The sequence below is a fragment of the Brevibacillus centrosporus genome (assembly GCF_046622605.1).
In the GTDB taxonomy this organism is placed as follows: Bacteria; Bacillota; Bacilli; order Brevibacillales; family Brevibacillaceae; genus Brevibacillus; species Brevibacillus centrosporus.
Genome location: NZ_CP176856.1, coordinates 270,001 through 292,460, shown reverse-complemented (window position 1 = coordinate 292,460; position 22,460 = coordinate 270,001). Strand labels below are relative to the sequence as shown.

The window sequence follows — 22,460 nt, the reverse complement described above, 5'->3', positions numbered from 1 at the left end:
AGGGACTTTTTCTTTTCCTATGATTGCCCAAGAATTGCTTATCTTAAATCTAAGTAGACTAAATGAATTATAGCAACTTGTCTTAGTTAAAGTACTTTTGAATCTCCTCTTTTATCGAAAAGATTTAAACTTATCTATGAATGGACGAGGATCATCCGAGACTAAATATGAGTATACACCTTGCCGTGTATGGAGGTAGAGTAAGCCACCTCTAACTCCCATTTGGCGATAAGAAATATCTAATACTTCCTTTATCGGGAACTCTCGATACTGTGTAACAACTTTCTCCTTATATAAATAGATCCACCTGTTATAAACAACTGTTTTTTGTTCAAGGTTAGACAATTCTCGTTCTACCTTGTAATAGGACTGTTTTGCAATCCAATTCATCCTCATCCTCCTTTGTCACATTCAATTATTAGATAAGAATTTTCTTTTAAGTAAGACTTTAGCTTTGCTCAAACAAATCGCTAGTTCATGGCATACTTTCGACAAACAGGAAATGAATTAAGCTAAGTTGTCTTTCGAGAAACTGCCATATTGTCCAAATGAGTTAATTTTAATAAGGTTTCCTCACCCTCAAGAGGCTCGTGATCTGCGATCCATGTACCCGACATAGCTAGTCGAATATGTACGGGTATGTGATATTTCCATGCCGTTTCTACTGATCTCGGATGCAGCACAGTTAGTCCCATTCGGGTAAGCTCCAACATTTCCAAATATGAAATGATAGTCAGCTTTTTTGCTTCAAGAACAATACGTGGATCAGGTGTATAAACTCCGTCTTCATCCGAATAGATTTCACAATAGTCAGCATCAAGTTCACCAGCTAGCGCTATAGCGGTTGAGTCGGTTCTCTCCATCGTGAATTCCCTGCTTTCAGTTGCTTCTTGAAACCCAGCGAGAATTACGACTTTCCCTTGCTGGAGACTATCCTTGACTTTTTCTAAATGAATAGCAAAACGTTTAGAGATACCATCCTGTTCATCAATACGTTTACTTGTCTGCGGACCTGTCATTGCGATGGTCTCACAATTATTGCGACTCAGGATCATAGTTAATAATGCTGCAGATACTTCCTCGCCAGTACTAAGAAGCATACCTAGCTTGCTGCTATCAAGCATACTCTCATAATGTTTTCTAAGTTCCGGCAAAGCATCAGCTGTACTTCCCATTGGTGAGAGAACGACGACGAGATGTTGCCCCTTCTTTCTATAAAGGAGAATCCTATCAGCCAACTTCTGTATGCGCTCAAAAGATCCAACAGATTTTCTCCCATATTTCTGGACAATGATAGTCACTCTTGGTTACCTCCCTATCAGTTTTTCTCCTTGTGAAGCTCTATCTTTCAGATACAAACTTTCCGTAACATAACTTGTGTATACGTCTCTGTAACATTGCAATTGTTTTAGTTTCTGAAGCCAACAACCTACATTTTTATAAAAATAAAAAAGCCGACTCTCCATTTTCCAGCAGTGATTCTGCATAGAAAAAAAAGAAGTCGGCAATTTAACACAACAGAGTACGGCTTATCGACTTGAAACTAAAAAAGTGTTGTATCATAAATTTCTGCGTTAGCCGACGAGGTTAGCTGACGGGTAGGATGGCAGATTCGCATCCCTTCTGCATTCGCAGAATTAACCCCAAAAGAAAGTGGTTCCCCCGTTTCCTAAATGGAACTAGGCCCTATGGAATTATTTTCGTATTTTTGTATTTTTCATGGTTCCACACTTGCACATATCACTCAACCTTGATGAAGTCCATCATACATACTCTATAGATATGTCAGTCTGAAAAGATACATACACAGAAATGTTACTATATGCGGGACTAAGACAGGACGGTATCTTCACAGACATAACAGGTTTAATCCCCCAAAATTTATTAGTCTCCGAAGAGTTAGTGAGAAGAATAACATAAGGAAGATTGTGTAAAAATTCAACAAACAAATCACTTGGAACAGAAAAGGATTGAAGAAAACTCACTCAGCTGACCAATCTCCCAGGGAGCTATGGCGGCGATCGTACTTGGTTTATTGTTATTTGGCCCCTTGTCAGGGGCAATCCGATTAAATCCTTCAGCCACTGGCGCCTTCTTGATGACTGGTTCCCTTGCAATCGCTCTCATGCTGTTTTATGTCGCCGATGTGCCTGCCATGGAAGTATTCAACTTGCTTACTGGCAGCATCCTGACTCTCACGTAAGGGGATTTATGGATGCTTGGTATCGTCAGTGCTGTCATCGTGATCTTTTTTGTCATCTGTTATCGGGAAATTCCACTAGTCTTCAATGATCCTGAACAAACCCAGTGGCTCTGCATCACTGCCAATGGGATCAGAAATGTACTCCTGTTCCTGACCGGAATCTCCATAGGCATTTCGATGAAAGTAGTGGGTGCGCTGCTTATCGATGCTATCGTCCTCCTTCCGGCCATGGCAACTGTGCAACTCTCTTCCGGATTTGGCCAAACACTGTGGCTATCCTCCCTACTTGGAATTATCACCACCACAGGAGGCTTCGCGCGCTCACTAACCATCGATCTTCCTACGGGTGCGACGATCAGGATGACTGGCGTAATTGTGTTTGGTGCTGCACTAGCTTGGTGCATTTTTCTCTAAATGAGTAATTTCTATCTCTTCTGTATAGCTGCACCATTGGCAGATGAAAAAATAGATTGTCGCTCGTTTTCGGGAAGCACTCCCTGCGCGACTTAAATTTCTCTCGTGTACATGTTCTGATCCTGCAATCGAACCAGTACCTTGCCAAATCGGCCACCCTGCCGGACGACCACTTGGCCGGACGGATACGTTTGCTCCAAATAGTTTGCTACCGTTTTTCGAGTCCGCTCATCTGCTGGCTGATCGTGACTATGCAGACGGTTCATCATTTCCTGCAATGCCGCTTCTGCAGAGATTACCTTCGTTGTCGTTTCCTTCGTTACAATCGACTCATAGGAGTAGCCTTTGAGATACAGCAAATGAAGTAAATATCCCATTTCCTTGTGTTTCGTTTGGAATGGCTGACCGGTGATAAGCGGCCAGATTTCATTTGCCAGACTGTTCTCTGGGGAGCTCGCTGGCATGCTGATGTAACAAAACTGCCGCGCGCAATGAAGTACCTTCTCCACGCTCTCCCAATTGAGAAAGACCGGGCACATCGAGGCGAAGACGAGATCGAAGGCATTGCTCCAACCTCTGGCCTGCACGTCAATATCTTCAAACGGTTCAGGTACAATCTTCACCGTGTCTTCGGGGAAATTTGAAATGTTTTCTTTCAGCAGTTCGACCAAAGGAAGAGAGGATTCTACGGCAGTTACACTGGCCCCCCGCTCCGCAAAAGGCACTGAAAATACCCCTGAGGCGGCGCCAATATCCAACACAGAGGCGTTTTCGAATCGAACCCCTTGTCCTTCAAGCCAGTTCATAATTCGCTTGACCCGTTTCCTTCCTTCTTCATTAAACGATTGTTCGTTGAAAGCTACTGCCTTTTGGTCAAAGGCTCGAGCTGGTACGATTCCGTTCTTCTTCCTATTATTCACGACGGTATCGCCATGGTCTTTCCACGCTTTTTCCCAAATGGCTTCAATAAAAAAATCGTTCATAACTGTTCCTCTCGCTTTCTACTATCGTTTATGGTGACAGGTGTTTATGGTCTTTTCTAGACGAACGTCCATTTTCATCATACCAAATGTTCTGTTTCCGGCGATTCCCTTCTACGGAGGAACGGATCAAGGACGAGCGCGATGAAGACACCACAGAACCAGTTGTTTTATGTCGCCCTCAGGCTCTGGCTATTTCCGTCGGATACTGCGGGCACTCGATTCCTCAATCGACTTTTCCATCTGATCCTTTCCCTCCTCATTACTTCTTGCCAAGATGTTATTGAACAATACCCTCATGCTTTTAATCAAATATAATTCAGACTAATGTGTTTTTTCGTGATGGCCCTAAATGTTATTGGTACCTTAGAGGTTAAGCAGCCCGTTACCAGTCTAATACTTTGTTAATTGATCAGTCTAAAACATTATTATCTATGTACATCTAATTGTTTCATATAGTCATTTTCATATGAAAAATGTCCCGATCACTTGAAATCTGATCGGGACTAGGAGAGTCTACTAATAAAACAATACTTTAATGTGATTAGTTTCTTAGAACATTACTATAATGTTCAGAACAACACTTTATTGTAATAAATCAACAACCTGTTCGATGACATTAAAGTTGGTAACTGAAAAACCTACAAAAACCCAAGCTTTTTACCGATCTTTCATCTTTTTGTGTTACATAATAGTTGGTTACTGAATAATTTGCTTTGAACTCAGGATTACATTAAAGTTAGTACCTAAAATTTACACTATAGTTGGTGTACTACTTTTTATCTTGCACTTCTGCAATTAGCATGATAAACACGAACTTGGAAATCCATCCAAAAATGAGCAGCAACTTTTATCCTTCTTGCGTGCCATTATGATTCTTACGTTTAGAGTGCCAATCGTAAAGCGAAATCCAAAAGCGCGATGGTTTTTGAATATACCCTCTTTGTACCTTTGATCTAACGAGGTAACATCGACTTTTTGCCCTACTCACGCATACAAAAAAAATCCGGTGTTCTTCATTTATTTTTCTTTCAGTGGTGCTTCTATAGCTGGGAAAATTCCCTTCTTCCATTCCTAATAATATAATCGTTTCAAATTCTAAACCCTTCGAGGAATGCCGAGTACTAATAGTTATTTGGTTTACAGGTTTGCCCAATTGACTAAACTGCTGAAGAGTAAAATCTGCAAACATCCCCTCTTTGGCAACCTTAATTAAATTATCTAGATTTTCAAGCTCATCAGGATATACATCGGTACCTCTAAGGATCTCTCTCAACCCCGTATTTTGTAGTATCAATTGAATCCAATCTGCAAGTTGTTGACTCTCAGAAATACAATTTATTAATAAATCGTATAGCTTTCTCTTCTCTAATATAACTTGTGAACCAGAAATATTAACTCCATGGCGATTTAAGAAACTTCTCCAAAATGTAAATATTGATTCGAAAGAAACTTCATCAGGACTAATTAACCAATTAGCACAATCTTCTAACCAAGTTACTACATGCGTACGTTCGAATTCATGTTTTACAGCGTAATAAGGGATCCCAGATTTTTCAAGTGTCTCACTAAGATCTTTAATCTGAAATCTATTAGCTACAAGAACCGCAATTTCTTCTAAAGGTACGTTAAGCTCTATATTTTGTGGGATTACTTCGTTAACAACATAGTTATATTGGTCAATCATTTCTCTTTCACATATTTTAAAGGTAAATTGTGCCCTTTCATCTTCCCTTGTACCAGCCCTGTAATTACGTCCCTCATTTGGATTTAAGGCAACTTCAGAGGCATCTATAATGTCCTGATTACTTCGGTAGTTCGTCTGGAGCTTAATTTCTCTTATCTTTGGTAATCCGGATAATTCCAGCAGATAATCTGGAACAGCACCGTTAAATCCATAGATTGATTGGTCAGGATCACCAACAGCAAAAAAGAGACTCTTTGTTCCATCCATCATCGAAAGAATCATTTCATGAAGTGGCCTTCCTAAGTCCTGGTACTCATCTATTAGAATCCAAGGAAACTTAGCTTCTAAGCATTTTCTTACATATTCTTCTTTTTGTATCAATTGTGTTGCATAGTGAATGATTGCAGTAAAATCCACATAATTTGCTTCTCTTAGTTTTTGTTCAAATAATTGTGCAGCCTTAAGCGCAATATCATACGATGGTATATTTACTTGTGACCTTCCCTCTATGTTGATATTACGTTCACTATCCATTTCTGTTATGCTTAAATTTTTTTCAGGAATTTTTAGTTCCTCTCTAACTCGCTGAAATAATTGATTTTTCCTTTTTGCAGATATTATTTTAAGAGGCAAGGGGATACCATATTGTGGATATAAATGAGCAAACTTCGTAATGACCTCAGCTATACAAAATGAGTGTACTGTTCCTAAGAATACATTTTCTCTTTCTTTATGGCCAAGAATCTTGAGACGTTTTTTGAATTCCTTTGCAGCCTCATTACTATAAGTTAGACAAGCCAACCCCCTCGGAGATTTGATAACCTCCGAAAGAAGCATCATTATTTTTAAAGTCAGGACTGTTGTTTTTCCACTACCAGGTCCCGCTAGTACAACCGTATTTTCAAGAGAACGAAAAGCATCATATTGTTGCTTATCTTGCTTAATTTGCTTGAGCTTCTTCTCGTAGATCGTCTCCATCCGAGTCATTTTCCTCTACTTTCCTGTAGATATACTCAATTGCCTCTTCAATATGTAGAGGCATATGATCCAAGGAACAATATTGCGCCAAACGCTGAGCAAATCTTCCCTTACCTATTCTGCTATGGGATGATTCAATTTGGCGCAAACACGCCCAAAAGTCACCTTCTTTAAGATTTTTTGCAAAATTCTGCTTCTGTTGCTCCCCACCAGATGTTAACTCATTAAAAACTCGAATAATAGCATCTGTGCTCTCTTGATCTTCGTGGCAAGCATCCATTATATCCACTTCTGCCGTATAGTATCCCGTAAAGAACCCCTTTCGTGCCCTGTCTTTTCTCTTACTACCTAAATGATGGACTTATCATAATGTTCTACAAAACACGCCACAGAAGATACATTCTGTGACGTGAAACGATTATCACCGTTAATAAAAAAGACGCCCATGGCGTCTCTAACATTCAAAGCGTCTGCCCAACGAACCTGTTAGCGTAACTGGGAGACAATAAAATACTCGAAATACCATTTGATACTTTTGGAAAGCAGAAAATGAGCCTTCTTTTTTACGAGCTAGCCACGGTCTTAAACCCCCAAAAATGACGAGTAGGGGTAGTACCATCGTCGCTGACACCATGCGCAAAGTAGACTGGAAGTATCAGCATCACGACACCAGGGGCCAATCATATTTTAGGCAATTCGTACTCAATTCTAAATTAGAAAAAATGTCACGAACATTTATGACGCCGGTAACTGCATTCACTCTTGGATTATGAAAATGAATGTGCTAATGTATGCGTTTTTCTTAAAGCCAAACGAACGACTATTATGTATGAAAGCAGAAAAGGAATGTTGAGTTATGCACGATTTTCTCAAGGAACTCCGATCCATCAACGATATACATTCTTCGGAAAGAATGAAGGGAAAATTCGTATACCAAACTTTTGACATCAGTTTAGATTGGAATACCAGATTGATCATTTTCAAAAAGATTGAATCGTTAATAAAACGAATGGCTAAACTGGAAACACATTAAAACTCACCATAACTAAGCTACCTGCATATGTTTTACAACTGCATAACTCAAAACACAAAGGTGACTTAGCAAGGAAATCCACATTCCTTGCTTTTTTTGTAGAAAACTAAAAATCCCCCATTATTTTTTGAGGGATTCTCTGCTGTAGACTCAAGAGTAATTACCACTAGATTTCTAAAATGGGAATTTTAACATCGTCTCAAGCTAAATTTTTCAGGTCTACCCAAAACGTCTAAAATAACAGTAAGAGCTTTTTAACATATGAAAAGAGATGGTTATTGTAATGTGCTACAACAGCGGAAAAAGCAGGCGGGCTCCTTGATCGAGAATGCGCTGTGAAAGCGGACGATGTTGTACATCCTCTATACTTAACTGTACCGAATCAGTGAGATCGCGCTCGAATTGCTTCATGAGTTCTTGTGCAACATCGTCACTGTATAAGATTTCGCAAACTTCATAATTCAGACGATGACTTCTCAGGTCATAGTTTGCTGAGCCCACTTCGGCAATCTCCTCATCGATAATCATTACCTTCGCATGTAACATACCTTTTTCGTATAGATAGATATGGACCCCGGCTTCCAGTAGTTCACCGAAATAGGTACGGCTTGCAGCGCCCACGATCAGAGTTGAAAGATCCGTTTGACTAGGAACCAGCAGTCTTACTCGCACACTGCGTGCCACAGCTGTTTTTATCGCCATGATGATATCTTCATCGGGCACAAAGTAGGGGGTAGTGATATCAATGCTTTTGGTCGCTTGTGTCAGGCAAATGAAGGAAACCTCCCGGATGATTGGAGTAGGAATTCCAGGATTGCCTTCAAACGTCTGCACATAGGCTTTCTGCAATGCCCCTTTGTTCGGAGCCTTGTCAATACTGGTTCCATCCATCGTGCCCAATTCAGCGCCCCATTCTGCCAACCATCCGGAAAGAACTGGTCTGTCGGTTAAAGTAATGTTCTCTGAATGTGTACCTTCATTTTTTGTGTACCTGTGTGTCCTCGTTTTCATCTGTTCCGGAGAAGCGATATTCCAATGGGCGTCAAAGATAGTCTGTAAATCGAGGGCAGCTTCACCTTCGATTCGCAAATGGGTGTCACGCCAGAACCCTACGTTCGGCTTCAATCCGGTATACTCATACCCGACATTAATCCCTCCTGTAAAGGCTTCTTTTCCGTCGATCGTGACGATCTTACAATGATCCCGGTAATTCCAATTGGACAATATCCAAGGGAGGCGCGCTGGAAAAAACGTCCGGCATTCAATCCCTGCATCCATCATTCGTTTGATCTGAAATCGCGGGAATTTTCGACTCCCTAAGCCATCTCTCACAAAACGAACTTGTACACCGGCCGCTGCACGTTCAATCAGCAGATTTGTGATGCGATGACCAATTTGGTCATCACGGTAAATGTAATATTCCAGATCAATCGCTTTTTGTGCGTTTTGTATGGATTCCATAAGTTTTTCATAGGTTTCAATGCCGTTGGTAAGCACCTGGACTTGGCCTGTCCGAAGGCCATGCACGGTGAAATGCCGCAAAGCATGATCGATGACCAAGGCTGAGCGGCTGAATGAATCAGGCAACTTGTCCGACTTATTGTGCGGAGACGTCAGTCTTTCTCGACGAATGCACACTGGATTCGTTGTGCTAAGATAGAGTCCGAAACCGATAACAGGCAAAATGAGGCAGATGGTTAGCCAAATTAAAGCTTTGGCCGGCCTGCGCACCTCGCGAATCGCAACTATTAACATAAAGAACGTATTTAATAGGTACAACCAAAGAAACCACATCAACTAAAATCCCTCCCTTGTTCATCCATAACATGTGCTAAATCTGACATGTGTATGCGCTTGGGTTTTACAGATTATGCACTCAGAGGTATTCATCTGTTACAATCAATCAGATATATTGAAAGTTGCTGAAGCAATCGGTCAGTACAATGTGCTAGTGTCCTCCCTTATATGCCACTACTTCAATAGTATCCTCTCCTACTACACTTCTAAGTTCCGACTTTCTTTTAGTAAGTGGAACTTCGTGTGTTTTACCTGTGTATTTGTATATTTTTTTCATTAAAGTTATACTGGTCTTTCTCCACCAGCATCTTTAGCTGCAAAATACGCTTTATATGGGTTAAAACTATATCCCTGAAGTCGGAAATCCCGGAAGAGATGAATAGTGGCTGATCGATGCCGGCATGCTTAGATTTTCCGACTACATCTCCGAAGTGGGGAAAAAAGCGAATCCATCGGCCAAACCGAAAGCAATTGTACTGAGGCATGCGTATTTCGATCATATTGACTCGCTCGAGGGTTTGTTGAAGATGTGGGTCATCCCTGTGTAAGCCCATCAGAAGGAGCTGCCCTTCCTTACCGGAAAAGAAGATTACCCGGAACCTGTTAGATTTACAATAAAAAAGCCAGTCAAACACATTGTTTTTCGTGCTTTCCCTGACTTTCTGGATACTAGTCCTCATTTATAATGCTAAAAAAATAGTCCAAGATCATCGGATCAAATTGTGTACCCCGTCCTTCTTCCATGATCTTCAAAGCCACATTTTTCGGTAGAGCATCCCGATAGGCTCGATCAGAAGTTAATGCGTCCCACACATCACATACCGCGATAATGCGCGCCTGTAACCCAATTTCGTCCCCTTTGATTCCATAAGGGTAACCTTTTCCATCTAAGCGTTCGTGGTGATGAAGAACACCGTCTAATACCCGATCTCCATAAGGAATGTCTTTCATAATTAAAGCACCAAGCATGGGGTGTTGCTTCATAATGTCATATTCGTACGTAGTTAACTTATCTTGTTTATTCAGAAGTGCTTCTGGAATTCCGATCTTGCCAATATCATGAACGAGGGCTGCCCACTTCAAATAAATGACTGTCCATTCATCTAATCCCATGCGCTCACCAATACGAGTAGCCAATCCACTTACTCGATAACAGTGACCACTGGTGTACGAATCCCTGATCTCGATAGCTTGGGCCAACGCTCTAACCATTCCCCAACCAAAATCACGGCCTTGCCTCATGTGGTGCTCAATTTGATCCCTTTGATTTTTTAGCTCTTTATTTTGTCTAATAATTTCGTCACGCTGCAGTATAATTTTCGTGTTCTGTTCTTCTACAACCTGCTTTTCGGAAAGGAGTTCTTCCTTTTGCCGATTAAGTGATGAAAACAATTTTCCCACCAAGAAGCCAAGTACAATATAAAAACACATCCTAGTAAACCATTGAGAGAATAACTGGTCAACACCACTGGATACATGATCAGGCAACAAAGGGCCACCTACAATACCTACGATTAACCCTACAACGACACCACCAGATGCTCCCCAAAAATAGGCACTTAAAATAATCGTAAAGTAGAAAAAGTTAATGGTTGCGTTTACTCCATTGGTCATATAGGCAATCAACCAAAAACCAATCACTAAACATGTAATTAATCCGAATTTATACGCACTACGCAAGCTGCTTATCATATAGGTACACCTCAACCCAAAATATAACTATTTGCAGATCATATACCCATGTATGATATAAACCAAACATTATTCTTATAAGAATACTAGGTATAACAGATGGACTTGGTTCGGTCTTACTTACGGAAAACAAGTAGTAAACGAAAATAGGATTTAAATGATTATTTCCGTATAAGGCCGAAGAAATGCACCTCCAACTGTTAGGTGTGTCTAACAATTGGGGTGGAGTTCAACACTTTATTATCGTGTGTTGACTGGCTTTTTGTACGGCAGGATTGAATAGTCTAGAACTAATTTTTTTAGGTAAGAGCTTTTCTAATGCAGAATTTCCGTTAAATCAACTAAGTCAGTCTAATACTTTATCATCCTTGAACAGTTGATACTTTGAACGCGTCGGTCAGCCTGTTTTACTGCTTGACCTTTTTTTATTTATGGAGTCATCTCCCCTTCTTGCTTTTTTGAACAATTGTCTTATGTAACACGTTAACGTAATTCTCAACTGTCAAAAAGCATGCTTAATGACTTCATTTTTTCCTTACTCTTTTTGACATACTTGTACGTAATCCATGGGAACGAATGATTGTACTATTGTACGGACTCTGTTGTGCTGTTCACGGATAATTATTCGCTTTTCTTATAAAATTTTATTCGGTTACCCATAGTCAAAATAGTATCACCCCTAGATGGAATAAAAGAAGTCCCGATGATCATTAATTCCATCATCGGGACTAAACTAAGCAGCTTCATATTTTTTTACTGGTTTCACAGTTCTTTTTACGTAACATCAAAGTGACAAACTTCATTACCCAGTTACAGACTATATTTTATTGTGACAAAGTCTATTATTTTGTGACTGACATTATTATCTCTGGACAACAACCCTTATACCCTATTCGTCCCCTACTCCACCGTCACACTCTTCGCCAGATTCCGTGGTTTATCCACGTCCAGGCCGCGAGCGACGGAAGCAAAGTAGGACAGCAATTGCAATGGAATGACGGTCAGAATTGGTGCGAGCATTGGCAGCGTGGTTGGCAGGTAGATGACTTCATCGACGCTCTTCGCCAGGTCAGTGTTGCCTTCCATGGCAAAGCCCAGTACGCGTGCGCCGCGGGCTTTGACTTCCACGATGTTGCTCACCATTTTTTCGTAGATATCTGGTTGAGTAGCCAGTGCAACGACTGGTACGTTATCTTCAATCAGCGCCAGGGTACCGTGCTTCAGTTCACCAGCCGGGTACGCCTCGGAGTGGATATAAGAGATCTCCTTGAGCTTCAAAGAGCCTTCCAGCGACACCGCATAGTCGAGGCTGCGTCCGATAAAGAACAGGCTGTTTACGCCTTTGGTGCTCTCAGCAAAGTGACGTACCTGCTCAGCGTCTTCCAGCAAGGAAGTGATTTTCGCAGGGATGTCTTGCAAGTGGTCTACCACTTCAGCGACCTCAGCCGCTTTCAGCGTGCCTTTTACCTGTGCCAGATACAAGCTGAACAGATACAAGGTAACGACCTGGGACGTATACGCCTTTGTGGACGCAACCGCTACTTCTGGTCCAGCCCATGTGAACAGGACCTCATCTGCTTCGCGAGCTACGGAGCTTCCAACTACGTTGGTGATGGCCATGACCTTGACGTTGGTCTTTTTCGCTTCACGTAGAGCAGCCAGTGTGTCGGCCGTCTCACCGGATTGGCTGATGACGATCATCAAGGTGTTGTCTGTGTAGATCGGATCACGGTAGCGGAATTCCGATGCGACAGCAACCTCTACAGGCACGCGGGTCCATTTTTCAATGACATCTTTTCCGACCAGCCCAGCATGCATAGAGGTACCGCACGCGACGATGTAGATGCGATCGTACTTCGCCAGCTCAGCATCGCTCATTTTCAACTCAGGCAAGATCACACGCTTTTGCTCCAGATCGATGCGAGCGCCCATGGTTTCACGAACGGCTTGTGGCTGCTCATGAATTTCCTTGAGCATAAACGAATCGTAGCCGCCTTTTTCCGCTTGCACCAGATCCCACTCGACATGGAACAGCTCCCGCTCGATTTTCTCGCCGGTTTCTGCATCCATCAGCTCGACGCCGTCGCGGGTGAGCACAGCCATTTCGCCTTCGTTCAAAATGTACACGTCACGCGTATGCTCCAAAATCGCCGGGATGTCCGAACCGATGAAGCTTTCGCCATCGCCCACACCCACAACCAGTGGGCTTGCCAGACGAACTGCCACCAGCTTATCTGGCTCATGCTCGGTCATGATTCCCAAAGCGTAGGCACCACGCATACGTTGTACCGCTTTGCGTGCAGTCGAAACGATATCCCCATCATACAAGTCAGCCAGCAAATGAGCGATGACTTCGGTATCGGTCTCAGAAGTAAAGGTATAGCCTTTGCTCAGCAGCTCTTCTTTGATCGGCAGGAAGTTCTCGATGATTCCATTATGCACGACAGCAAAGGAATGCTTTGCATCGGTATGTGGGTGAGAATTCTCGTCAGACGGCTTTCCATGTGTCGCCCAACGTGTATGCCCAATCCCCATAAAACCACCCAACGGATGAGATTCCAGACGCTCTTCCAGCACAGCCAGACGGCCCTGTGCTTTATCCAGCTCCAATCCCTTCTCGTTGATTACGGCAACCCCAGCCGAGTCGTATCCACGATACTCCAGCTTGCGAAGACCCCCGATGATAATATCCTGCGCTTGTTTATTTCCAATATATCCAACGATTCCGCACATAAGTGATGATCCCCTTCCAAATAAGGCGGGGACACAACCCAATGCCAATGGTACGGGGGTGTGCCCCCGCCATTCCATTTATTTTATATATTCACGTTTTGCATTCATCGTAAATCGTCCACTGACAATCTAAAACGTATCATGCACAGGTTTTTGTCCATCGGATCTCTCCGATATTTTGTACCTGCGCTCCACGGTAGTGATACTGCTCCCGGGAGGTATCCGCCGAATCCTTCGATAAACCTCCACCTCGTCCACTGGGCACATCCGGTCTGCCGCAGTGCTGGCGCTTTCCAACAAGTTGATCATCGCATTTCGGATCTTCGTTCTTTTTCCGCGAATCGCCTCCCTTTCCCATACAGATTGTGCAACAAGCCAGACGCACATGAACACTGTACCACATCTCGCTGTTAGCGACAATCCTCTCTTTGTCTTTTACTAGTATGCAAAAGGGAGTGGCTACGAACCACTCCCTCCACATATTTTTTACACCAATTCCTGTTTGACCACATCGACGATCCGATGAACCAAGCCCTCGAGCTGGGACGCATCTGGACCTTCTGCCATGACGCGAACGATTGGCTCCGTGCCAGAAGGACGAACGAGTACGCGACCGTTTCCAGCCAGCTCCTCCTCCACCTCGCGAATAGCCTGTTCGATAGCGACATTGCCATTCAGCTTGGATTTATCCTCTACCCGCACATTGATCAAAAGCTGCGGATACTTCACCATAACCTTTTTGAGCTCGGACAAAGGTTTTCCCGATTCCTTGACGATATTGAGGAGCTGCAGGCCAGTCAAGAGGCCGTCTCCCGTCGTATTGTAATCCAAGAAAACGATATGTCCGGATTGCTCTCCGCCCAGGTTGTAGCCGCCACGCAGCATTTCTTCTACTACATAGCGGTCCCCAACAGCGGTCTTGGTGGTATTGATGGAGCATTCCTCCATGCCTTTGAAAAAGCCCATGTTGGCCATGACAGTCGTCACGATTGTATTGTTGTTCAGCTTCCCTTTGGCTTTTAGCGCACGTGCGCAGATCGCCATGATGTAGTCGCCGTCGATGATTTCACCAGTATCATCCACGGCGATACAACGGTCCGCATCGCCGTCAAAGGAAAGACCCAGATCGGCTTTATGTTTCAGCACTTCCTCCTGAACGCGCTCAGGATGAGTAGAGCCGCATTGATCGTTGATGTTGATTCCGTTCGGATTCGCGCCGATGGTAATCACCTCAGCATCGACATCGGCAAACAGACGCGCTGCCAGTGAGGAAACCGCCCCATTCGCGCAATCCAGCACGACCTTCAAGCCATCAAACCGCTCGGATACCGTGCTTTTCAGGTGAGACAGGTATTTCTGTCCTCCCTCCAAAAACTCCAGTACCGTTCCGATATTTTCACCTGTCGGACGAGGCAATGTGTCCTCTGTCGCATCCAGGTATTGTTCGATTTCTACTTCTACTTCATCGGACAGTTTAAAGCCGTTGCTGCCGAAGAACTTAATGCCGTTATCCGGAAACGGATTGTGGGAGGCGGAAATCATGACACCCGCATCTGCTCCCAACGCTCGTGTGAGGTATGCCACACCCGAGGTAGAGATAACACCCAATCTGACCACTTCAGCTCCGACCGATAGCAGGCCCGCCAAAAGTGAGTTTTCCAGCATTTGACCGGAGATCCGCGTATCACGTCCAATCACTACTTTTGGCTTGCCTTCTTGTTTGTGTCTCGTGAGAACATAACCGCCAACGCGTCCGATTTTAAATGCCAGTTCGGGTGTTAGCTGTGCGTTTGCCACACCGCGTACACCGTCAGTTCCGAAATACTTCCCCATGTTTGTCCCTCATTTCCTTCCTTGTGCACACAACAGCTTATGTCTACCTTTGCTTGTTCGTGATTTCTACTGTGACCTTCTTGGGTGCGCTTTCTGATGGCCTCAGGTAATCAGATTGGAAGATGTAGTTCAACGCAATCTCATACACTCCAGCCGGCATACTGCTGACATCTGCTACGACCTGCAAGTCTTCCGGTCTCAACTGATTCAAAATCTGAGCCGCCCCTACGGCATCAAAATCAATTGTAGACATCTCCTGACCGTCTGTAGACAGTACTTTGGCCTGCAAGTTTTCTGATAGCCCGCTAATACGGATCGGTACCTTTTCCAAACGCTTCGTTGTAGAAGGCACCACCTTCAACGACACTTTCAAATACTCCGGCTCTACTTTCACGATGTTATCCATTACCGGTATCTTTAGCTCTAACAGACGATCTGATGTAATGTTCGACAGATCAATCTCCGGACCTGAGTAGGTGCTCGACTTCATGGCGTCAATGACCTCTTTTGGTCCATATACAGTAACTTCTTCCACATTCATATCCACACTAGCCAAACTATAGCCATTTGGCATTTCATTCGTCAAGTTTAATTTGACTGGCACTTTAACGAACGGACTGGTGACAGGAATGTTCACTTCTACGGTAAGCGGCACGACGTCTGCTCCCTGAATCACATTTCCTGACTTGTCCACCACTTTGAGTGGGACTGTAGTCTTAATCGCCGATGTGGCTCCTTCCAGATCGACTGACGCCTTCACGGCAGCTACTTTATCTACCTGACTTTCCGGCACGCGCACAAGCGCACGGAACGGCTTCACAATCGGTTCCCCAGCGGTATATCCCGGTGCGACCACCCCGAGCATTTCGACATCCACTTCCCGCTCCACCGTCTTTTTCTCCTCGAGGGTGATTTCCACGATATTCGGGATAATCCCTACCTTCACCTCATCCGGAAAGCCTTTGTACTGAACAGGGACTCTATGTGTTCCTTTGCCAAGCCCTGTCGCGTCTACATAGACCTCCCATGAATCAGCAGGGAAGAAGTTATGGCGATAAAACGGGTTGCTGCTCTCGAGTGCCACCTTGACCGTTCGTTGTTGCTTGACGACCTGAAAGCGGTCTGTATCGTATTTGACATGCAAATTGACCCCATCAATAAAAACCGGCTGACTTGCTTCAGGTGTCGTCGTCTGTTCTGTCTCCAGATTGACGACCATCCACATCATGACAGCCAAAAGCAACGCGACCGCGCGAGCAAACCAATGACTATTTAACCATTTATCCATGTTTTCGCCTCCAATGCCAACGACTTCCCATGGATTTGCTCTTTGAGAGAGGCTGAAGCTGTTCTGTCAAAATCTCCGCCAGCTGTTCCTCTGTCAGATTGCGGTTCATTGTACCATGTGCGGCAAAGGACACTTGCCCGGTCTCCTCGGACACGATAATGGACATACCATCAGAGACTTCACTTACCCCGATCGCGGCACGGTGACGCGTCCCCAATTCCTTGGAGATCGAGTTGCTTTCCGACAACGGCAAATAACAAGCAGCTGCCAGAATCACGTCTTTGCGCATGATCACTGCTCCATCATGCAGCGGCGTATTCGGGATAAAAATGTTGATCAACAGCTCGGAGCTCACCCGTCCATTGATCGCAATACCTGTTTCGACGTAGTCATTCAGCCCCGTCTCACGCTCGATAACGATCAGCGCACCAATCCGACGCTTGGCCATGTACGTAACCGATTTGCACACTTCCTTCACCAAGCGATTGACCATGTCGTCATCCTGAATGGTGCTAGAGCGAGAAAAAAGCTTGCCTCGCCCCAGTTGCTCGAGGGCACGTCGCAATTCCGGCTGGAAGATGATCACGACCGCCAATACCCCGAAGGTAAAGGCCTGCGACATCAACCAGTGCAAGGTGGTGAGCTGAAAATACTTGCTGAGGAGCCAGGTGATCACGATGACCATGATCCCCTTCAACAATTGTACTGCGCGCGTCCCGCGAATGAGCATAATTATTTTATAAATCACGTATGTAACGAGTAAAATGTCCGTTCCATACCGTAGCAAATCGCCATAATCCAACGATATCATAACGAAGCCCCCATATCTCGCTCCATCTCAATGAAGTCACGCTATCTCCTGTGGAAAAAGCACGGCTCCGCTGCCGTGCTGTAGATAGCTGTACTCTCTATTTTCTCTTATGGCAAGGCGGGAAGCAAGTCATTTCCAATATTTTTCACTTCATACCAGATCCAATCGACGATCGCTTCGATGGATTCCGTATTTCCAGCTACTTGGGCGGTAGAGGCTACGAATACCTTTCCTTCGATTGCCACTACATTCCCTTTTACTTGCCCTTGCACTTCGACATTTCCGTTTCGTACGACCAAATCACCGTCGATGCTGGTGCCAGCTGGTACGACAACTACATTTCGTTCACGATCTATTTTCAGTTTATCCATATTTGCAGAGGAAACTTGCAAGATATTATCCCGATCAAACCAGTTGGCGCACAGGCTGCCCGTCATCAAAAAGAGAAAGACAGCGGCCGCTGTAAGAAACGGGTGCCTCCGAAGCCAGCCCGAAAACAGGTTTTTCTTTGTCTCAGCAGGCAATTGTGCGAGGACACGGGCTGTAAAATCAGGAGAAACGTGAATATGTGAAGCACTCTGCACGAAAGCGATGGCCCGCTGCAACTCGTGCATATGCTGACGGCAGCTCACACAGGTTTTCATATGTGCTTGCAAATGCTGATTGCTCAGCTCATCAGTGTCCCCATCCAGATACTCGTGGATGAGAATGATCATTTCCCGGCATTCCATCTTGATTTTCTCCTTTCTCACATCAATCGCAGCTTGCTGCGCAGGGCTTCCCTACCACGGTGGATTCGCGTTTTGATCGTCGTTACAGGCAGCTTCACAATATCGCTGATTTCCTGCAGCGACAGATCTTCAATATATCGCAGGATCATGATCGAGCGGTATTTGGGCTGCAAATGGGACAACGCATCCTGAACCGTCTCCTGCAATTCCTGCGTGACTACTTTGTCTTCCGGTGTACGCTCGTTTGACGACAAGCGCGAATACCAGTCCATGCCTTGCCCTGGCTCCGTTTCTTCATCCAATGAAAAATCGGGCCGCTTCTTACGCCCACGGTCGATACACAAATTGGTCGCAATACGGTAGATCCAGGTCGAGAATTTGAAGCTGTCATCGTACGAATGCAAATTGGCATATACCCGCAAAAAGGTTTCCTGCGCGATGTCCTCTGCATCCTGGCGGTTCCCCACCATACGATAAGCAAGCTGGAATATCTTATCCTTATAAATCTCGATCAACTCGGCAAAGGCTTCGCGGTCACCATTCTTCGCTCGTTGAGTTAACCGCTTCTCTACAAAATCCATGCCATCCTCCCCACAATACCGTAATCCTATATACGGATAATGCTGCAAATGGTTTCGTAACTTTTTGATGTTTGTGCAGGTAATTTGTTGGGAAATACAGGAATAAGCGTAGCTTTACCCTCTATATAATAGTGATGGTAGCCCTTTTAACCTAACGCTGTAAAGGAGAGTGGGCCAAATGTCGAAAAAAAATGACGTTCTCCTCCAGATCGAAAAGCTCCGCAAAGAAATGAATGATCGGTACAAAGCACAGGAGACCATTACTCCTGAACTGCTTCAGCTAAGTGTAGAGCTCGATCACCTGTTAAATGAACTGCATCTCCATCCTTAGAATGTACTGTTTTCCCCCAGCGATGTAAAGATGCGGAAACGTAGAAGAGAGGCGGCTGATTAGCCCCTCTCTTTTGATATTTATTTCGTATGGTATCCTGACTGATGGCTACAGCAGCTTATCGCCAAACGCAGAGCTCATCAGCGCGACAGCGACGCGTGCCGTGAGGTTTTCACTATCCAGAATTGGATTTACTTCCACAAACTCAGCTGAACACAGAATGTCCGCATCTGCCAGCATCTCCAAAGATACGTGGCCTTCGCGGTATGAGATTCCGCCTATAACCGGAGTCCCAACTCCTGGTGCATCATGCGGATCCAAACCATCCAGATCGAGGCTGAGATGCACGCCGTCCGTATTCTTGGATACATGCGCGATCGCTTCATCCATCACACGCGCCATACCCAGCTTATCGATCTCATGCATCGTAAACACTTTCATGCCAATGCGCTTGATAAGTTCACGCTCTCCCATGTCTAGATCTCGTGCACCGATAATCACAACATTTTCCGGCTTCAGCTTTGGTGCAAATCCGCCGATATTCACCAGTCGCTGATGTCCAAAGCCTAGACTAGCCGCCAGAGGCATCCCGTGGATGTTTCCAGATGGAGAGGTTTCCCCTGTGTTTAAGTCGCCATGCGCATCAAACCAAATGACGCCGAGATTTTTTACGTGCTTGGCTACGCCTGCTACGGTACCGAGAGCGATGCTGTGATCTCCCCCGAGTACCAGAGGGAAACGCCCTTCCTGCATGATATCGCTTACAACCTCAGCCAGCTTGATATTCGCATCGACCACTTCATCGAGATATTTATGATTTTCTGTTTCCGAAAATTGATGAGGACGAGTTACTGCGATGTCTCCCCGATCCTGGATATTCATTCCCATTTTCTCCAAACGGGCAACGACTCCTGCATAGCGAATGGCGCTCGGTCCCATATCAACTCCGCGGCGGTCCGCACCTAGATCCATCGGTACCCCAACAATGCTAATGTTTTTGTTCATATTTGTGCTCCCTTCCCTCAGCTCGCATCTAACTTCAACAGTTCTATTGTAGCCTCGAAAAGAGAATTGACTCAACTCGACAGGATTTTGCATAATTAACCCATTTAGGCCCATTGGTCTAAATGAAAAACAAAAAAACGAGTAGCCTTTTCAGGTACTCGTTCTTCTATATATTGCGTATGGAGCGGGTGATGGGAATCGAACCCACGCGACCAGCTTGGAAGGCTGGAGTTCTACCATTGAACTACACCCGCAAAAAAATGGTCGGGAAGACAGGATTCGAACCTGCGACCCCTTGGTCCCAAGCCAAGTACTCTACCAAGCTGAGCTACTTCCCGATTTATTTATCTTATCCCTGAACAGTAAAAGTTGCAAGGAAAAAATGCGTGCCCTGAGAGATTCGAACTCCCGACCTTTTGATTCGTAGTCAAACGCTCTATCCAGCTGAGCTAAGGGCACATATTTAATTGGGTAAAAACTGGTGAGCCATGAAGGACTCGAACCTTCGACCCTCTGATTAAAAGTCAGATGCTCTACCAACTGAGCTAATGGCTCGTGCAAATGGCTGGGGTACTAGGATTTGAACCTAGGAATGACGGAGTCAAAGTCCGTTGCCTTACCGCTTGGCTATACCCCAAAAACAAAAAAAGTAAAAACTGGTGGGGAGAGACGGATTCGAACCGCCGAACCCAGAGGGAGCAGATTTACAGTCTGCCGCGTTTAGCCACTTCGCTATCTCCCCATATTTAATTAAGTGGTGGAGGCTGACGGGATCGCTTCCTACTTGCGCCTCTACGTCGAATGTCCTACGTTGGCAAGCAAGATCAGATGTACCCGAGCTTAACTCCTTTGAAATTACTCCGAGGGTGAACCGGAACGGTGAGATCCCGAGCCGAAACCAAGACGAAGTAAATGGTGGAGGCTGACGGGATCGAACCGCCGACCCTCTGCTTGTAAGGCAGATGCTCTCCCAGCTGAGCTAAGCCTCCACTATGGTGACCCGTAGGGGATTCGAACCCCTGTATGACAGCGTGAAAGGCTGCTGTGTTAAACCGCTTCACCAACGGGCCATAAGATTCTGGACAAGAGTTCATGGTGCTCCCGACAGGAATCGAACCTGCGACCTCTTCCTTACCATGGAAACGCTCTACCGACTGAGCTACAGGAGCGAAATGGCTCCTCGGGACGGACTCGAACCGCCGACCGATCGGTTAACAGCCGATTGCTCTACCAACTGAGCTACCGAGGAACGTTTGAAGGATTCGCGCCTTCAAAACTGGATCTGCATGTTTGCTAAGATGTGTGGATAAGTCCTCGACCGATTAGTATTCGTCAGCTCCACGTGTTACCACGCTTCCACACCGAACCTATCAACCTCATCGTCTATGAGGGGTCTTACCAGCTTGCGCTGTGGGAAGTCTCATCTTGGAGGGGGCTTCACGCTTAGATGCTTTCAGCGCTTATCCCGTCCGCACATAGCTACCCAGCTGTGCCACTGGCGTGACAACTGGTGCACCAGCGGTGCGTCCATCCCGGTCCTCTCGTACTAAGGACAGCTCTCCTCAAACTTCCTACGCCCGCGACAGATAGGGACCGAACTGTCTCACGACGTTCTGAACCCAGCTCGCGTACCGCTTTAATGGGCGAACAGCCCAACCCTTGGGACCTACTTCAGCCCCAGGATGCGATGAGCCGACATCGAGGTGCCAAACCTCCCCGTCGATGTGGACTCTTGGGGGAGATAAGCCTGTTATCCCCAGGGTAGCTTTTATCCGTTGAGCGATGGCCCTTCCATGCGGAACCACCGGATCACTAAGCCCGACTTTCGTCCCTGCTCGACTTGTAGGTCTCGCAGTCAAGCTCCCTTCTGCCTTTACACTCTACGAATGATTTCCGACCATTCTGAGGGAACCTTTGGGCGCCTCCGTTACCTTTTGGGAGGCGACCGCCCCAGTCAAACTGCCCACCTGGCATGGTCCTCTCGCCCGATAAGGGCGACGAGTTAGAAACTCCGTACATCAAGGGTGGTATCCCACCGACAGCTCCACAGAGGCTGGCGCCCCTGCTTCTCAGCTTCCCACCTATCCTGTACATGATGCACAAAGTTCCAATACCAGGCTACAGTAAAGCTCCATGGGGTCTTTCCGTCTTGTCGCGGGTAACCTGCATCTTCACAGGTATTATGATTTCACCGGGTCTCTTGCCGAGACAGCGCCCAAGTCGTTACGCCTTTCGTGCGGGTCGGAACTTACCCGACAAGGAATTTCGCTACCTTAGGACCGTTATAGTTACGGCCGCCGTTTACTGGGGCTTCGGTTCAAAGCTTCGCTTGCGCTAACCCATCCCCTTAACCTTCCAGCACC

At 45.4% G+C, this 22,460-nt stretch carries 16 protein-coding genes, 10 tRNA genes, 1 rRNA gene and 1 riboswitch (1 of these 28 running past the window's edge); of the genes, 2 read left to right on the top strand and 25 right to left on the bottom strand.

Translation table 11 applies throughout. From position 1 onward, the window contains the following. Positions 1-111: 111 nt before the first annotated feature. Positions 112-390 (bottom strand): hypothetical protein, encoded by a 279-nt coding sequence (locus ACLIN2_RS01705; protein ID WP_411503063.1) that lies wholly within the window; start codon positions 388-390, stop codon positions 112-114. A gap of 122 nt (positions 391-512) precedes the next feature. Beyond that, positions 513-1,301, bottom strand: coding sequence for a hypothetical protein (locus ACLIN2_RS01700; RefSeq protein WP_411503062.1), 789 nt, complete (start codon positions 1,299-1,301; stop codon positions 513-515). Positions 1,302-1,562: 261 nt separating this feature from the next. Further along, positions 1,563-1,696: riboswitch (cyclic di-AMP (ydaO/yuaA leader) on the bottom strand. A gap of 519 nt (positions 1,697-2,215) precedes the next feature. Between ACLIN2_RS01700 and ACLIN2_RS01695 the strand changes: the two genes are divergently transcribed. Then, positions 2,216-2,617: a metal ABC transporter permease gene (locus ACLIN2_RS01695; RefSeq protein ID WP_411503061.1), complete on the top strand. Its 402-nt coding sequence runs from the start codon at positions 2,216-2,218 to the stop codon at positions 2,615-2,617. Positions 2,618-2,709: 92 nt separating this feature from the next. On the opposite strand, the gene ACLIN2_RS01690 is transcribed toward ACLIN2_RS01695, so the two are convergent. The 11 genes from ACLIN2_RS01690 to sigW form a co-directional block, all read right to left on the bottom strand. After that, on the bottom strand, positions 2,710-3,600 hold the full coding sequence (locus ACLIN2_RS01690; protein ID WP_411503060.1) for a class I SAM-dependent methyltransferase: 891 nt from the start codon (positions 3,598-3,600) through the stop codon (positions 2,710-2,712). Positions 3,601-4,447: 847 nt separating this feature from the next. Further along, positions 4,448-6,262 (bottom strand): ATP-dependent helicase, encoded by a 1,815-nt coding sequence (locus ACLIN2_RS01685; protein WP_411503059.1) that lies wholly within the window; start codon positions 6,260-6,262, stop codon positions 4,448-4,450. After that, a complete protein-coding gene (locus ACLIN2_RS01680) occupies positions 6,225-6,542 on the bottom strand; it encodes a hypothetical protein (protein ID WP_411503058.1) in 318 nt (105 codons plus the stop codon). The genes ACLIN2_RS01685 and ACLIN2_RS01680 overlap by 38 nt, the downstream gene beginning before the upstream one ends. 1,041 nt (positions 6,543-7,583) lie before the next feature. Next, the gene (locus tag ACLIN2_RS01675; protein ID WP_411503057.1) at positions 7,584-9,092 is read right to left on the bottom strand and encodes a phospholipase D-like domain-containing protein; all 1,509 of its coding nucleotides are present in this window, start codon (positions 9,090-9,092) and stop codon (positions 7,584-7,586) included. Between the two features lie 669 nt (positions 9,093-9,761). Further along, complete coding sequence (locus ACLIN2_RS01670; protein WP_122961079.1) at positions 9,762-10,784, bottom strand: HD-GYP domain-containing protein; 1,023 nt, start codon at positions 10,782-10,784, stop codon at positions 9,762-9,764. Positions 10,785-11,684: 900 nt separating this feature from the next. Beyond that, positions 11,685-13,517 carry a glutamine--fructose-6-phosphate transaminase (isomerizing) gene (gene glmS, locus ACLIN2_RS01665; RefSeq protein ID WP_122925423.1) on the bottom strand — a complete coding sequence of 611 codons (1,833 nt, stop codon included), beginning with the start codon at positions 13,515-13,517 and terminating at the stop codon, positions 11,685-11,687. A gap of 486 nt (positions 13,518-14,003) precedes the next feature. Continuing rightward, positions 14,004-15,350, bottom strand: coding sequence for a phosphoglucosamine mutase (glmM, locus tag ACLIN2_RS01660; protein WP_092277491.1), 1,347 nt, complete (start codon positions 15,348-15,350; stop codon positions 14,004-14,006). A 43-nt stretch (positions 15,351-15,393) separates the two neighbouring features. Next, complete coding sequence (locus ACLIN2_RS01655; RefSeq protein WP_092277488.1) at positions 15,394-16,638, bottom strand: CdaR family protein; 1,245 nt, start codon at positions 16,636-16,638, stop codon at positions 15,394-15,396. After that, a complete protein-coding gene (cdaA, locus tag ACLIN2_RS01650; RefSeq protein ID WP_092277485.1) occupies positions 16,631-17,449 on the bottom strand; it encodes a diadenylate cyclase CdaA in 819 nt (272 codons plus the stop codon). The genes ACLIN2_RS01655 and cdaA overlap by 8 nt, the downstream gene beginning before the upstream one ends. A 107-nt stretch (positions 17,450-17,556) precedes the next feature. Continuing rightward, positions 17,557-18,180, bottom strand: coding sequence for a zf-HC2 domain-containing protein (locus ACLIN2_RS01645; RefSeq protein WP_411503056.1), 624 nt, complete (start codon positions 18,178-18,180; stop codon positions 17,557-17,559). A 17-nt stretch (positions 18,181-18,197) separates the two neighbouring features. Then, complete coding sequence (sigW, locus tag ACLIN2_RS01640) at positions 18,198-18,761, bottom strand: RNA polymerase sigma factor SigW (protein WP_092277479.1); 564 nt, start codon at positions 18,759-18,761, stop codon at positions 18,198-18,200. 178 nt (positions 18,762-18,939) lie between these two features. Here sigW and ACLIN2_RS01635 point away from each other — a divergent pair, with 178 nt between their 5' ends. Then, a complete protein-coding gene (locus tag ACLIN2_RS01635; RefSeq protein ID WP_092277475.1) occupies positions 18,940-19,092 on the top strand; it encodes an aspartyl-phosphate phosphatase Spo0E family protein in 153 nt (50 codons plus the stop codon). 108 nt (positions 19,093-19,200) lie between these two features. Here the strand turns inward: ACLIN2_RS01635 and rocF are convergent, their stop codons facing one another. From rocF to ACLIN2_RS01575, 12 genes are all read right to left on the bottom strand, one after another. Then, entirely contained in the window at positions 19,201-20,097 is an 897-nt protein-coding gene (rocF, locus tag ACLIN2_RS01630; protein WP_092277472.1) for an arginase, read from the bottom strand. A 180-nt stretch (positions 20,098-20,277) separates the two neighbouring features. Beyond that, positions 20,278-20,351: transfer RNA gene (locus tag ACLIN2_RS01625), tRNA-Gly, on the bottom strand. A 7-nt stretch (positions 20,352-20,358) separates the two neighbouring features. After that, a tRNA-Pro gene (locus ACLIN2_RS01620) sits at positions 20,359-20,435 on the bottom strand. Positions 20,436-20,482: 47 nt separating this feature from the next. Then, positions 20,483-20,556 (bottom strand) — tRNA-Arg (locus ACLIN2_RS01615). 20 nt (positions 20,557-20,576) lie between these two features. Next, positions 20,577-20,652: transfer RNA gene (locus ACLIN2_RS01610), tRNA-Lys, on the bottom strand. Positions 20,653-20,659: 7 nt separating this feature from the next. Continuing rightward, positions 20,660-20,734: transfer RNA gene (locus ACLIN2_RS01605), tRNA-Gln, on the bottom strand. Positions 20,735-20,754: 20 nt separating this feature from the next. Further along, positions 20,755-20,839, bottom strand: a tRNA-Tyr gene (locus ACLIN2_RS01600). 171 nt (positions 20,840-21,010) lie between these two features. Continuing rightward, positions 21,011-21,086, bottom strand: a tRNA-Val gene (locus ACLIN2_RS01595). A 4-nt stretch (positions 21,087-21,090) separates the two neighbouring features. After that, positions 21,091-21,167: transfer RNA gene (locus ACLIN2_RS01590), tRNA-Glu, on the bottom strand. Between the two features lie 23 nt (positions 21,168-21,190). Further along, a tRNA-Thr gene (locus tag ACLIN2_RS01585) sits at positions 21,191-21,266 on the bottom strand. A gap of 4 nt (positions 21,267-21,270) precedes the next feature. After that, positions 21,271-21,346, bottom strand: a tRNA-Asn gene (locus tag ACLIN2_RS01580). Between the two features lie 53 nt (positions 21,347-21,399). Then, positions 21,400-22,460 (bottom strand): 23S ribosomal RNA (locus ACLIN2_RS01575); it runs 1,866 nt beyond the window's last position.